Origin of the sequence: Brotonthovivens ammoniilytica (assembly GCF_025566885.1) — a bacterium.
Lineage (GTDB): Bacteria > Bacillota > Clostridia > Lachnospirales > Lachnospiraceae > Brotonthovivens > Brotonthovivens ammoniilytica.
Window position 1 is genome coordinate 143,414 of the sequence record NZ_JAOQJQ010000003.1, and the last position, 13,086, is coordinate 156,499.

General features: G+C 46.0%; 12 protein-coding genes. 11 read left to right on the forward strand and 1 reads right to left on the reverse strand.

Annotated elements, in window-relative coordinates:
- Positions 1-165: 165 nt before the first annotated feature.
- The gene (locus OCV88_RS08720) at positions 166-1,470 is read right to left on the reverse strand and encodes an acetyl-CoA hydrolase/transferase family protein (protein ID WP_158425120.1); all 1,305 of its coding nucleotides are present in this window, start codon (positions 1,468-1,470) and stop codon (positions 166-168) included.
- A gap of 180 nt (positions 1,471-1,650) precedes the next feature.
- Here OCV88_RS08720 and OCV88_RS08725 point away from each other — a divergent pair, with 180 nt between their 5' ends.
- From OCV88_RS08725 to OCV88_RS08775, 11 genes are all read left to right on the forward strand, one after another.
- Positions 1,651-2,454, forward strand: a complete 804-nt coding sequence (locus OCV88_RS08725) for an electron transfer flavoprotein subunit beta/FixA family protein (RefSeq protein ID WP_158425121.1) — start codon at positions 1,651-1,653, stop codon at positions 2,452-2,454.
- Positions 2,455-2,468: 14 nt separating this feature from the next.
- Positions 2,469-3,479, forward strand: coding sequence for an electron transfer flavoprotein subunit alpha/FixB family protein (locus OCV88_RS08730; RefSeq protein WP_158425122.1), 1,011 nt, complete (start codon positions 2,469-2,471; stop codon positions 3,477-3,479).
- Between the two features lie 324 nt (positions 3,480-3,803).
- Positions 3,804-5,282 carry a 4-hydroxyphenylacetate 3-hydroxylase family protein gene (locus tag OCV88_RS08735; RefSeq protein WP_158425123.1) on the forward strand — a complete coding sequence of 493 codons (1,479 nt, stop codon included), beginning with the start codon at positions 3,804-3,806 and terminating at the stop codon, positions 5,280-5,282.
- A gap of 41 nt (positions 5,283-5,323) precedes the next feature.
- Entirely contained in the window at positions 5,324-6,109 is a 786-nt protein-coding gene (locus OCV88_RS08740) for an enoyl-CoA hydratase/isomerase family protein (protein ID WP_158425124.1), read from the forward strand.
- A gap of 76 nt (positions 6,110-6,185) precedes the next feature.
- Complete coding sequence (locus OCV88_RS08745) at positions 6,186-6,437, forward strand: biotin/lipoyl-containing protein (protein WP_158425125.1); 252 nt, start codon at positions 6,186-6,188, stop codon at positions 6,435-6,437.
- A 102-nt stretch (positions 6,438-6,539) separates the two neighbouring features.
- The gene (locus tag OCV88_RS08750; protein ID WP_158425126.1) at positions 6,540-7,544 is read left to right on the forward strand and encodes an NAD(+)/NADH kinase; all 1,005 of its coding nucleotides are present in this window, start codon (positions 6,540-6,542) and stop codon (positions 7,542-7,544) included.
- Positions 7,545-7,565: 21 nt separating this feature from the next.
- Complete coding sequence (locus OCV88_RS08755) at positions 7,566-8,702, forward strand: zinc-dependent alcohol dehydrogenase (protein WP_158425127.1); 1,137 nt, start codon at positions 7,566-7,568, stop codon at positions 8,700-8,702.
- A 6-nt stretch (positions 8,703-8,708) separates the two neighbouring features.
- Complete coding sequence (locus tag OCV88_RS08760) at positions 8,709-9,713, forward strand: thiamine pyrophosphate-dependent dehydrogenase E1 component subunit alpha (protein ID WP_158425128.1); 1,005 nt, start codon at positions 8,709-8,711, stop codon at positions 9,711-9,713.
- Positions 9,710-10,678, forward strand: a complete 969-nt coding sequence (locus tag OCV88_RS08765; RefSeq protein ID WP_158425129.1) for an alpha-ketoacid dehydrogenase subunit beta — start codon at positions 9,710-9,712, stop codon at positions 10,676-10,678. The genes OCV88_RS08760 and OCV88_RS08765 overlap by 4 nt, the downstream gene beginning before the upstream one ends.
- Positions 10,679-10,860: 182 nt before the next feature.
- Positions 10,861-12,213, forward strand: a complete 1,353-nt coding sequence (locus OCV88_RS08770) for an MFS transporter (RefSeq protein WP_158425130.1) — start codon at positions 10,861-10,863, stop codon at positions 12,211-12,213.
- Between the two features lie 69 nt (positions 12,214-12,282).
- The gene (locus OCV88_RS08775; protein ID WP_158425131.1) at positions 12,283-13,011 is read left to right on the forward strand and encodes an MBL fold metallo-hydrolase; all 729 of its coding nucleotides are present in this window, start codon (positions 12,283-12,285) and stop codon (positions 13,009-13,011) included.
- Positions 13,012-13,086: the final 75 nt, after the last annotated feature.

The following is a 13,086-nucleotide window of genomic DNA, read 5'->3' on the forward strand; positions in this document are numbered from 1 at the left end:
TCCTTAAAATTAGTTTTCACTTGTTACGTTTTTTTAGAGCAATCTGCATGCCAGAAAAATACAGTGTATTTGTGCTGTCCCTGTTAAGAAAGCGTTTACTTTTTGCATTTGGTGTATAAAAAAGAAACAAAATGAAGCCATTCATTTACTTATAAAAATAAAAAATTACAATAAATGAAGTATTTTGGCTGACTCTATTAATTCATCTCTAAAATCCGGATGGGCCAGACTGATCAGTGCCCTGGCTCTGTCGGACATAGACAGGGTTTTTAAATTGATGCACCCGTATTCTGTGGCCACATACTGAATGTCTGCCCGGGCGGTGGTAACGGCGGATCCGGGGGGAAGGTTCCCCACAATCCGGCTGGAGCGGCCGCATTTATTTTCAATGGTACTTGTAAGGGCGATAAAGGATTTTCCGCCTTTGGACATCTGCGCTCCACGGACGTAATCCACCTGTCCACCGGTGGCGCTCTGCTGTTTGCCGCCAAGACAGTCGGCGGCTGCCTGGCCGTACAGATCTATGGACATGGCAGTGTTTACACTGATCATATTGTCGTTGCGGGCGATGACGGAAGGGTCATTTACCATATGAAAAGGAGCAAAATAAATATCTTCATTCTGATTGACGTAATCATAAAGCTCTTTTGTTCCAAGGGCGAAAGATGTTACTGTTTTTCCTTTCATGTAGTTTTTCCGCCTGTTGGTTACAACACCGGATTTCATCAGATCCATCATGGAATCTGTAAGCATTTCTGTATGAATACCAAGATCATTATGATTTCCAAGACCGTAGCCGATGGCATTTGAAATGCCTCCCAGTCCGAGCTGTATCGTTGCACCGTCGGGAATCAGTTTTACGATATGTCCGGAAAGGGTACGCAGCGTATCGTCAAAGGACAGATTAGGCATGGCAAATATTTCGTCATCTGCTTCTGTTATGATATCTGCCTGTGAAACGTGAATGCAGCTGCTTTCACCGTGGACGAAGGGGGCATTTTTATTTACCTGTAAAACCACCCGGTGAGAGAGCTGGCGGATATAGTCATGAAACGTGCTGCCATAGGCGCCGTAACTCATAAAACCTTTTTCGTCAGGAGGAGAAACCTCCAGAAAAGCAATATTGGGGCGGGCGATTTCGCGGCACCATAAGCGGATCTGGCTTAAATGGAGCGAAGTAAAACGGGTCTGGCCGTTTTTGATACCGGTATGCTCTCCGGGACCGGCAAAATAACTGAGAGTAGAAAAGTGTCCACGGGCTTCGGGCAGAAAAAACGGCAGGATTCTGGGAGTAAGGCCGTGGCAGATTAAAACATCCTCAAGCTCCGCTCTGCGCTCATATAATGCTTCCGCAAGTTTAAAAGCAATGCTGGAGGCTGTTCCGATGTAGACCCGGTCACCGCTTCCCACTATTTTAACTGCATCAGATACCGGACGTAATTTTTCCTGATAAAGCTGTTTCCAATCCATAAGTCATGTTTCCTTTCTGTTCTGATTTTGTTTTGAATGATGAAATGTAAAAATGCAAAAGGTATGCCAGTTTAGCTGAAAAAGTAAAAAAATGGCAGAAATTAGAAAGTGGCATATCTTTTGCATGAAAGTCAGAGGAAGATATGAAACATATACAAAAAATTTCAGGAGGTATTAGCTATGAACATGCTTGTTTGTGTGAAACAGGTTCCGGATACGACAGAGATTAAAATAGATCCGGTGAAAAACACATTAATCAGAGACGGCGTGCCAAGTATTTTAAATCCCTTTGACGGATATGCCCTTGAGGCGGCGGCACGCATCAAGGATCAGAATCCGGAATCGAAGATTGTCGTCATTACTATGGGGCCTCCCCAGGCGCAGGCTGTATTAAAAGAAGCCATTGCAATTGCGGCGGATGGTGCATATCTGATATCAGGAAGAAGTTTCGGAGGATCAGATACACTTGCCACCAGTTATATTTTGTCTCAGGCTGTCAAAGAGATTGAAAAGAAAGAAGGGAAATTTGATATTATTTTCTGCGGAAAACAGGCCATAGACGGGGATACTGCTCAGGTTGGACCGGAAATAGCGGAACATTTGGGGTATCCGCAGGTGACTTATGGACTGGAAGCAGAATTAAAAGAAGACCAGGTCATCGTGAAAAAAGAAACGGAGGAAGGAGCGGAGCTGATTGGAGTTCAGATGCCATGTGTTCTGACCTTTACAAAACCGGCCTGGGATCCAAGATATCCTACTATGAAACGGAAATTAATGGCCAACCGGGCGGAAATTCCGGTGATCAGTGATGAGGAACTGACCTCTATAGACAGAGCCAAAATCGGCTTAAAAGGTTCTCCCACCAAGGTAAAAAGGACCTTTGTACCCCAGAAGAAACAGGGAGGCGTGATCATAGCGGAAGAAAATGCGGAAGAATCAGCCAGAAAACTGTATCGGCTGCTTGGCGATGCGGGAATTATGTAAGGAGGTCAGACAAAATGGAAGCAAAAACAAAGGATCTATGGGTGTTTATAGAAACAAATAAAGATGGAAGTGCTAAAAACGTAGGGCTTGAACTGCTGACGCCGGGGAGGGCTCTGGCGGGCAGACAGGGCGGAGGGCTCACTGCCGTTGTTATTGGATACAATGTAAAATCTGCCGTGCAGGCGGCGGATATCTATGGGGCGGACACCATAATTACAGTAGACGGGCCTGAATATCAGGACTATACAACGGATGCTTATACCCATGCAATCTGTAAGCTGGTGGAAAAGTACGGCCCCACAAGTATGCTGATTGGAGCTACCAACAACGGCCGTGATCTTGGCCCGAGGGTGGCCTGCCGATTGAAGACAGGTCTGACTGCAGACTGCACAAGTCTGGATATAGATGAAGAATCAGGAAATGTGGCCTGGACCAGACCAGCTTTTGGTGGAAATCTCATGGCAACGATTTTATGTCCGGATCACAGGCCGCAGATTGGAACCGTACGGCCAGGTGTATTTAAAAAAGGGCAGGAGACGGAAAGGAGTGCAGTCATTATCCGGGAAGATATTCCTGTAGATCAAAAAGATATCCGGACACAGATCCTTGAAGTTATCCGGGATATGAATGAGGAAAACGTAGATCTGGAGGGAGCAGAAATTATTGTATCCGGAGGCAGAGGTGTAGGAGGACCGGAAGGGTTTGAGGTAATAAAAAAACTGGCGGATGAGCTGGGAGCAGTTGTGGGGGCATCCAGAGCCGCAGTGGATTTAGGATGGATTTCCCATACCCATCAGGTAGGGCAGACAGGAAAGACTGTGGGACCGAAGCTGTATATTGCCTGTGGTATTTCCGGCGCTATTCAGCATCTAGCGGGAATGAGCAGTTCGGATTGTATTGTTGCAGTCAATAAAGATCCGGATGCTCCGATATTCGGCGCGGCAGATTACGGAATCGTTGGAAATCTGTTTGAGGTTCTTCCTGTGCTGACGGAAGAAATTCAAAAAAGCAGAAAACTTATCTGACAGTATACAAGAGATACAGCGGAGTGCATTTTTTATACAATGGGAACCTTGTTCCCATTGTATAAAAACGCTCCGCGAGGAGGCGCACAGGCGCGAAGATGAAAAAAGCCGCAGGCGGCCGCGCCAGGCGCAAGAATGTGCCAGAGCACATTCTATTTAGAATGGGAACCTTGTTTCCAGTGTATAAAAACACCCCCCATGAAGGAGCACCGGCGTGAAAATGAAAAATGCCGCAGGCGGCCGCGCCGGGCGCAAAAACTGGCATGACGATTGCTTCATAATAAAGTGATAACAAAAGCAGATGAAAATAAGAAAGGAGATCATATGGCAGCAATATCTACAATAAATAAACCCATTGAAACAGCGGAGGAATACGTACAGAGTCTAAGAGATATGAAAACGGAAATCTGGGCCTTTGGAGAAAAGGTTTCCAATATTCCGGATCACCCGCTGTTTATACCACATGTAAATGCAGTAGCGAAAACTTATGAGATGCCATTTCCTGTTAAGAGTCATCTTACAGGAAATACCATTAACCGGTTCAATCATATTCATCAGGGTCCGGAAGATCTGGTGGCAAAAGTAAAAATGCTGCGGGCGCTGAATCAGCAGACAGGATGCTGTATCCAGCGATGTGCAGGTATGGACGCTTTAAATGCTACTTATATTGTGACCTATGAAATTGATAAAAAGTATGGAACGAACTATCATGAAAGATTTAAAAAATTCATGACCTACCTGCAGGACTATAATCTGGTAACCATCGGCGGCATGACAGATCCCAAGGGCGACAGAAGCAAAAAGGCAAACCAGCAGAAAGATCCTGATATTTTCCTTCATGTAGTGGAAGAGCGGGAAGACGGAATTATTGTTCGGGGAGCAAAAGCGCATCTCACCGGTGTTTCCGGAGCTCACGAGCTTATGGTATTTCCAACAGAAAACATGAAAGAAGATGCAAAAGATTATGCGGTTGTATTTTCCTGTCCGGTAAATACGCCGGGAATTACATATATTTTTGGGCGTCAGACTAATGACAGCCGGAAACTGGATACGGAGTATCCCATTGACCAGGGAAATCCCAAATATGCCTGCGTAGGCGGCGAATGTCTGGCAGTATTTGATAATGTGTTTATCCCCTGGGAAGACGTTTATATGTATAAAGAATATGAATTTGCCGGAATGTTTGTGGAAGCATTTGCAACGGCTCACCGCCAGAACTATGGAGCCTGCAAAGGCGGAATTGCAGATGTTTTAATCGGCGCTGTTTACGGCATTGCAAAGGTAAACGGAGTAGAACGGGTAGGACATGTAAAAGACAAAATTGCAGATATGATCAATTTGTCTGAAACGTTATATGCCGGTTCCATTGCCTGCTCCTATGAAGGACACCAGACGGAATCCGGGGCATGGCGTGCAGATACCATGCTTGCAAATATAACAAAACATAATACAACAAAGTTTGTGTATGACATTAACCGGATTGCCCATGACCTTTCCGGAGGGCTTTTGGCAACACTGCCATCCGAGGCTGATTTAAGACATCCGGAAATCGGGCCTTTAATTGAACGTTTCCTGGCAGGCACAGATGCTATGTCCACAGAGGATAAAATGAGACTGTACCGTCTTGTGGAAACATTAAGCGGCGGAACTGCGGCGGTAGAATCCATGCACGGAGCGGGTTCTCCACAGTCCCAGCGTATTATGATGCTTCGTGACGCGAAGCTGGAGCAGAAGCTGAAGTTTGCACAGCAGCTGGTGGGCTGCAGAGGATGTAACGGCTGTGATGGATGTAAGCAGGATTAAAGCTTTGAAAAAACTGTGACAGAAAAAATCAGGAGGAAAACATGGAATATCGTTCAATGATTCTTACAAAAGAAGACAGTATCGCTATCATTCAGATGAATCATCCAGAAGCTATGAATGCGCTGGAGGAAGAACTGGCGGCAGAATTACTCAGTGCATATAAAGATGTGGCTGAGGATCCTGAAATTGGAGCGGTGATTTTAACCGGCGCTGGAAAGGCTTTTTGTGCAGGAGGAGACTTAAAACTCCTCTCCAGAGGATTTGAAACTGCAGAGGCAGGATATGATTATATGAAGTCTTTTCGGGAGATGGTAACGCTTTTTATGAATATGCCAAAACCAACCATTGCTGCTGTTAATGGGTTTGCAGTAGGGGCAGGCTTTTGCATTGCCATGCAGGCGGATCTGATTCTGGCCTCTGATCAGGCAAAATTTGGTATGGCATTTGCAAATGTGGGACTGATTCCTGATCTGGCCGGGATGTATACACTGCCAAGACTGGTAGGGCTTCACAGAGCAAAGGAACTGGTTTTTACAGGACGGACGATCAGCGCCTCAGAGGCGGAAGAAATGGGAATCGTAAACAGGGTCATTTCTCATGATGAGCTGCTGGCGGAAGCGAAGAAACTGGCTGTAAAACTGGCTGCAGGTCCCAGAGTGGCTCTTCGCATGGCCAAAAACGTAATGAATGATTCTGTTAATATGACGCTGGAACAGCTTCTTGACTTAGAACCCCATGCCCAGGCTATCTGTTTCCAGAGCGAAGACCATAAAATTGGAGTAAAGGCATTTTTTGATAAAGAAAAACCTGTGTTCAAAGGAAAATAGAAGTATGAGACAACCGGCAGAGCCGCCGGGTATTGAAACTATAAATAAATGAAAGGTAGAAGAAAGGAAAAAAATTATGGCAAAAGTAGAAATTAACATGCCTCGTTTTGGAGCGCAGATGAAAGAAGGAAAAATTCTCAACTGGATGGTAAGTGTAGGAGATCATGTAGAGGAAGACGACGGCCTGCTGGAAGTGAAAGCTGAGAAGATGGATGCAGAGGTGGAGTCTTTATATACCGGCACTGTCATTGAAATTATCGCAAAGGAAGGCGAAGTATATCCGGTGGGAGCCGTACTTGGATATATGGATGCCGAAGACGAAGACTAATAAATAGGTAGATCATGTATGATGTCTGGCCATCTGATGCAGTCATATGCATTGGATGGCTGTTTTAAAAATTCGGTACGTATTTGACACGGGGGATGATCTATGGGATTGATTGCAATTGCGGCGAATCCGGCTTCGGGAAGGGATATCCGCAGGCTGGTGTCTTCAGCCACAGTATTTAATAACCGTGAAAAACAAAATATTATGGAGCGCATTATATTAGCTGCCTCTCAGTTTGGAGATCACAGATTTTGCATTATGCCGGAAAAATCATATTTTGCCCAGAAGATCAATGCGCATTTAAAAGAAGATCTTAAGCTGATTCCGGAAGGAATGGTTTTCTGTCCGGATCTTCCCTGTTCTGACAGTCAGAAAGATACCACTGCATTTGCAGAATATGCCCGGCAGCAGGGGGCAGATGTGCTGATTGTGCTGGGGGGTGACGGCACCAGCAGGGCTGCGGCAAAAGGAATGATGGATCTCCCGTTAATTTCCATATCTACCGGAACCAATAATGTGTTTCCGGAAGTATCAGAAGGCACTGCAGCCGGTATAGCGGCTGCGGCTATTGCGCAGGGAATCAGACTGGATGATAGCTGTTTTGAACGGTGCAAGCAGATTGAAGTATCTGTAAACGGAACATTTTGTGATATTGCTCTGATTGATGCGGTTTTTTCAGATACTGTGTATTCCGGTGCGAAAGCGATCTGGAGCAGAGAGGATATCAGCAGAGTGATGGTCACCCAGTGTCATCCTTCAGCGATTGGATTTTCAGCAATTTTGGGATGTACGCTGACCGTAAGTCCCCAGGATAACTGGGGAGCTCTGGCTGACTGTGGAATCGGGACGCCAAATCTGAAAGTTTCTTTGGCAGCTGGGACAATTACACCGGTGCAGGTGACAGAAATAAAAAAAATTCCGTTGAATGAGAGTGTAATTTACAAAATGGAAAAGAGCGGAATGCTGGCTCTTGATGGAGAACGTGAAGTGAAATACAGTTCCGGCGATGAAATAGAATTATGTATCCGAAGATGCGGGCCGGTTCGTGTAAAAATTGCCAGGACACTGGAAGCGGCCCAGAAACAGGGGTTTTTTGTAATTTCATAAAAAATATAAGGAGGAGAAGTCATGGAAGGTATGATGAAAGCCATGGTGCTGGAAGAACCCGGAAAGCTGGTTTTAAGAGAGCTTCCCATTCCCAAACCGGGTCCCAGGGACGTTTTGCTGAAAACAAAGTATGCAGGCATCTGTGGAAGCGATTTTCCCATTTACAAAGAAGGGCTGTTTGTTCCAAGGCTGCCGTTGATTATTGGTCATGAGGCCAGTGCGGTGATTGTGGAAAAGGGTGAACAGGTACAGGGATATGAGGTCGGAGACCGGGTGACCGGAACAAATATTCAGTTCTGCGGCCACTGCCAGGCCTGCCGGGAAACACCGGAAGGGGAGCTGGCATGGGGATGTGAAAATATTGCGGTTTCCGGACTGGGCTTTGGTGTAGATGGGGTATTTGCAGAATACTTTCTGATACATGATGTGATTCCGGGGGTATCGCTGTTTAAAATAGATGACCGCGCGGATGATCTGGAGGCTGCCATGTGTGAACCGATGTGCACCGGGGCCGGATGGTATCAGGTTCCGGATCCAAAGCCCGGCGATAATATCGTAATTATTGGCGCGGGAATTATCGGAGAGAGCGTTTTGCAGCAGCTTTTAAAAATCCCGGATGTGGAGATTGTTGTGGCGGATTATTCGAAGCTGCGGCTGGATGTTGCAAAGAAAATGGGAGCCCATCATATCTGCAATCCATCCACAGATGGAGACACACTGGATTTTGTCATTGATCTGTGGGGAAATAAGGAGTTTTTATACAATTACGGAGACCGGATCAGCGGCAATGCAGATATTGTTTATGAATGCTCCGGAAATGCAAAAGCCTGGGCCCAGGCAATACAGATTGCAAAGCCTGGCGGAAAAGTATGTACGGTTGGAACCTGTGAGGGAATGGCTCTGGTGTCCCCTCAGTGGATTCAGTTAAAGCAGGTACAGGTGCTGGGCGGATTGTATGGAAGCATTGGACAGTCAGTGGAAGAGATCAACAACGGAACATTAAATGTAAGGGATCTGGCTACACATGTATTTTCACTGGAAGAGTTAAACGAGGCTTTCCAGGTGGCCATGGATGCAGATAAATCCATTAAAGTGCTGATTAAAGTGGATAAGGATGCGCCGGATTATCCGTATAACAAACAGGAAACATGGGGGTGACATATTATGAAATATTCAAATGACGAATTATTGGCAATGTATCGGACGATGGTGACAGGACGTCTGTTTGATTTGGAACTGGACCGCCAGAATAACCAGGGGCATCTTCAGGGGATGTTTCATTTCAGTATTAATCAGGAGGCCATTGGAACTGCAGTAGCTCACGCACTGAAAGATGACGAACCGTTTATGCCGTCTCACAGATGCCGCCCTCTGCATTTGTACCGCCTGGATTTGAGAAAATTTCTGGCAGAGCAGGTTGGATTAAAAAGCGGATACAGCAAAGGAACATCCAGTGATTTTCATCTGTGTCTGCCGGAAATTGGTTTTGTGCCTAACCCCTCCATTCTGGGAGCAGGAGCGCCCATTGCCTGTGGATATGCATTTGCATTAAAAAGAAAGTCCCCCGGGAAAGCAATGATACAGCTGATGGGAGACGGTACCTTTAATCAGGGCGTTGTCCACGAGGCGCTTAACTGGGCGGCGGTTCAAAAGCTGCCGCTGGTATTTTTAGTAGAAAACAACGGCTGGGCCATGAATACCGACCCGTCTTATTACCGGGCAAATGATAATATTGCGGACCGGGCCAGGGCCTGCGGGCTTGATGCGGTTTCGGTGGACGGAAATGATTTAATGGCAATGCGCGAGGTGACGGATGCGGCTCTTGACCGGGCCAGAAAGCATTCCATGCCATCCCTCATTGAGGCCTGCACTTACCGTGTGAAAGGACATTTTAACGGCGATACCGGATGGTACCGGGATCCAAAATATCATGAGGAAATGATGGAGAGGTATTCAGATCCCATTCCCCGCTACGAAAAAATACTGGTGGAAAATCATGTGGCCTTACAGGAAGAGCTGGATGCAATGAAAAAACAGATAAAAAAAGAAATCCGTAAGATTGCCAATGAGGTTTATGAAGAGTCTTTAGATCCTGCAAACAAGGTGGATATAGAAGAAATGCTGCGCCCGGAGACAATGTGGGCAATGCCGATGGAGGGACTGCGATGAAAAAGATAACATTAAATAATGCTCTGGATGAGGCGTATCTGGAGGAAATGCTTCGTGATGAGGATGTCATTTTATTTGGAGAAGATGTGCAGACCGGATGCGGAGCCACATCTCACCCGCTGCTGGCCCAGAATTTTGGACCAGACCGTCTGATTCCAATGCCTATCACAGAACAGCTGATCTGCAATAGTGCAGTTGGTATGGCTCTGGCTGGAATGCGGCCCATAGCGGAACTTGGGTTTGAGGATTTTTTAAGTCTTGGATTTGACGCGTTAGCCAATCAGGCAGCTAAAATCCGGTTCTGGTCCCACGGAAAGGTGAAATGCCCTATGGTTGTAGTGACCTGCGGCGGAGTGGGCGCCGGATGCGGATGCAATCATTCTCAGAAAGCAGAAGCTTGGCTGGCAAATGTACCCGGACTTAAGATTTTATGTCCTACCACTGCGGCAGATACAAAAGGAATGATGAAAGCAGCTATCCGTGACGATGATCCTGTACTGTTTTTAGTAAACCGGAGCCTGCAGTACGTAGAAGATGAAATTCCGGAAGAGGATTATATTGTTCCTCTGGGAAAAGCACGTATTGCAAAAGAGGGAAAAGATCTTACGGTTGTATGCTGGCACCGCCCTTATACATACGTAATGGAGCTGGCAGAAGAGCTGAAAGAGGAGGGGATTGATCTTGAAGTTATTGATCCCCGCAGTATGTGTCCATTTGATAAAGAGACGATTATTACTTCTGTTCGAAAGACAGGACGTCTGCTGGTTACCCATGAAGCGCCCTACAAATTCGGGCCCTGCGCCGAAATTATTACAACGGTGGTAGAAGAAGCTATGGACAGCTTAAAAGCAGCCCCCGTCCGGGCCTGCACACCTATGACAGCGATACCTTCCTTAAGTCCCGAAATGGACACTGTTGTAACGAAAGAGCAGATCAGGAAAGCTGTATATCAGATGTGGGATTGACACCCGCCACTGATATACGCTCCGCCAGGAGGTGCAGCGATTCGGTATAGAATGTTGTCAGCAAAGCTGACCCGAATCGCGCACCAAGTCTCGCATGAGCGAGACTTGAAAAAATTATGAAGATGATTTAGTCTACGGAGCGGGTTTTTACAGAGATTTTACAGGGGAAAGGAGAAGAAAGAATGGCACAGGGAAATAGAAAGAAATTGTATTATGGCTGGATGATTACTCTGCTGGCAGGACTGACCTATTTTGGTTCTAATGGACTGCTGTCTGCCTCTTCCGGAAATATAATCAGTGAGCTGCTTTTAGTCAAAGGCTGGGATGCCGCGTCGGTTAGTATGACATATACCATTAAATCTGTTTTGGGCTTATCTTTACCGATTGTGGGACTGCTGTTGTTAAAAGTAGGACCAAGAAAATGTATCTGTGTAACAACATTGATTACAGCTGTCTTTTTGGCAGCTACAGGCTGGGTAGATTCGCCGATGATCTTTGTACTTGTTTATGGAATTGCTGTAAGTTTTAGTATGCTGTTTAACGATCAGCTGGCCTGCTTTACCATTGTAAATAACTGGTGGAACCGCCGGCGGGGGGAGCAGGGCGGATATGTCCAGGCGCTGGGCGGTCTTGGGGGTGTTGTATTTCCACCCATTGTTGCTCTGTTATTTATGAATTTCAGCTGGAAAACGTCTCTGATCATTATGGCTGTACTGCTGGTTGTGATTACGGCGCTTCCCCAATGGTTTCTTATGAAAGATCATCCGGCTGAAATGGGACTTAAGATTGACGGGGAAGATACGGAAGCGAAAGCAGAAAAAACGGACAGCAGCAAAGCAGTTGGAAAGAAGAGGGGGTACTATCAGTCTGCCGTAAACTGGGATGTCAAGGATGCTGTCTGCACCCCGCAGATCTGGTTTATGGGAATTGCCTGGGGAGGCGTTACCTTTGGGTATTGTTCCATTATGTATTTCGGGATTACCCATATGGTGATGAATGGATTTGGAGAACTAAAAGCGGCCTCCCTGATTTCAGCGCTGAGCCTGTTTATTATGATCGGCAGTCTTCTTTTAAGCCGCATCACGGACCGTATCAGCCCTAAAATTTCACTGTTCTTGATTTCACTGATCTGTGGAATCGGGTATCTGCTGTTTGATATTGGAACGGTGAATAATAGTATCTGGCTGATTATTCTGGCTATGGCTCTGGCGGGACTTCCAGACGGACCGATTCTGTCGGCGATTATGAACGGTGTGTGTTCTTATTACGGACCTAAAAATTATGCGGCCCTGCAGCCATACTGCAATGTGGTACTGACAATTATTGCCTCTATATCTTCCGTTATCTGCGGAGCGGTGCTGACTTCTACCGGAACTTTATCAAATGCGTATTATATATCTGCGGCATTTGCGGTAATTGTAGCGTTTGTAGCGCTGTTTTTAAAACCGCCGAAGCTGTCAGAGAAATTAAAGGAAAAATATGCGGCCCGGGACGAAGCTGAGAAAAAGCTTGGGGATCAGATTCTGGGGCCATAAAAAAGATACAGACAGGCGTGCGGATGAAAATCCCGTACGTCTGTTTTTGGAACAATGAAAGGAGACATAATGAAAACGTCAGTATTTCATTCTGTAAATGCCGGTCTGTACTTTTATTTTCAAAACACGGGAATCTGGATTGACGGTATTCATGATGGGAGTGGTGTTGGCATGTCGTTAATGCCTGATGAACTGATAAAGGATATGGAGTGCGGCACAGGGCTGTTTCAATGCGTATCCGGTTTTGTTTTTACACACCTCCATGAGGACCATTTTAATAAAGAAAAAACAGAGAGATTTTTACAGAGAGCTTCCTGTGAAACGGCAGTGTATACACCGACAGCTTATTCGGAAGCAGTAAAGCCTGAGCCATTGGCAGAAGGAGTAAAACGCCTGTCTGTAGGAAGCGGGGAAGTATTGACGAAAAAGACAATGCATGATGGGGAAGGGTATCAAAAGGCTCCCCATGAATCTGTGCTGCTGCGGCTGGGGGGAGAGAGTTTTTACATAGCGGGAGACGCTGTGCTGGATGTAAAAGATGCCAAAATCTTAGGGGCTTACGGGGAGCATATGAAGATGGCTTTTTTGAATCTGTATCAGCTTGGGGACAGCTGTGCAGAAGAATTTTTACAAAAGCTGGGAGCCCGCTGTGTAATGCTCTATCATTTGCCGTTTCCAGAGGATGACAGATTCAGCTATAGAATTATGGCCCGCCAGATCATGAAAAAACGTTGTGAGTCTTTGGAAAAATTGGGAATTTGTGTGAAGGTTCCAAAACATATGACCTGGATAAAATAAAGATGAAAATACAGAAGAATAGAAGGGTTCCTTTAAAAGAGCTGTTCTTGTCAGCTGTCAGGTAAAACCGGTGAA

Coding starts and splice junctions, on each gene's coding strand:
- OCV88_RS08720 (WP_158425120.1), bottom strand. CDS start 1,470: ATGGATTGGAAACAGCTTTATCAGGAAAAATTACGTCCGGTATCTGAT.
- OCV88_RS08740 (WP_158425124.1), top strand. CDS start 5,324: ATGGAATATCGTTCAATGATTCTTACAAAAGAAGACAGTATCGCTATC.
- OCV88_RS08725 (WP_158425121.1), top strand. CDS start 1,651: ATGAACATGCTTGTTTGTGTGAAACAGGTTCCGGATACGACAGAGATT.
- OCV88_RS08750 (WP_158425126.1), top strand. CDS start 6,540: ATGGGATTGATTGCAATTGCGGCGAATCCGGCTTCGGGAAGGGATATC.
- OCV88_RS08775 (WP_158425131.1), top strand. CDS start 12,283: ATGAAAACGTCAGTATTTCATTCTGTAAATGCCGGTCTGTACTTTTAT.
- OCV88_RS08770 (WP_158425130.1), top strand. CDS start 10,861: ATGGCACAGGGAAATAGAAAGAAATTGTATTATGGCTGGATGATTACT.
- OCV88_RS08755 (WP_158425127.1), top strand. CDS start 7,566: ATGGAAGGTATGATGAAAGCCATGGTGCTGGAAGAACCCGGAAAGCTG.
- OCV88_RS08735 (WP_158425123.1), top strand. CDS start 3,804: ATGGCAGCAATATCTACAATAAATAAACCCATTGAAACAGCGGAGGAA.
- OCV88_RS08765 (WP_158425129.1), top strand. CDS start 9,710: ATGAAAAAGATAACATTAAATAATGCTCTGGATGAGGCGTATCTGGAG.
- OCV88_RS08745 (WP_158425125.1), top strand. CDS start 6,186: ATGGCAAAAGTAGAAATTAACATGCCTCGTTTTGGAGCGCAGATGAAA.
- OCV88_RS08730 (WP_158425122.1), top strand. CDS start 2,469: ATGGAAGCAAAAACAAAGGATCTATGGGTGTTTATAGAAACAAATAAA.
- OCV88_RS08760 (WP_158425128.1), top strand. CDS start 8,709: ATGAAATATTCAAATGACGAATTATTGGCAATGTATCGGACGATGGTG.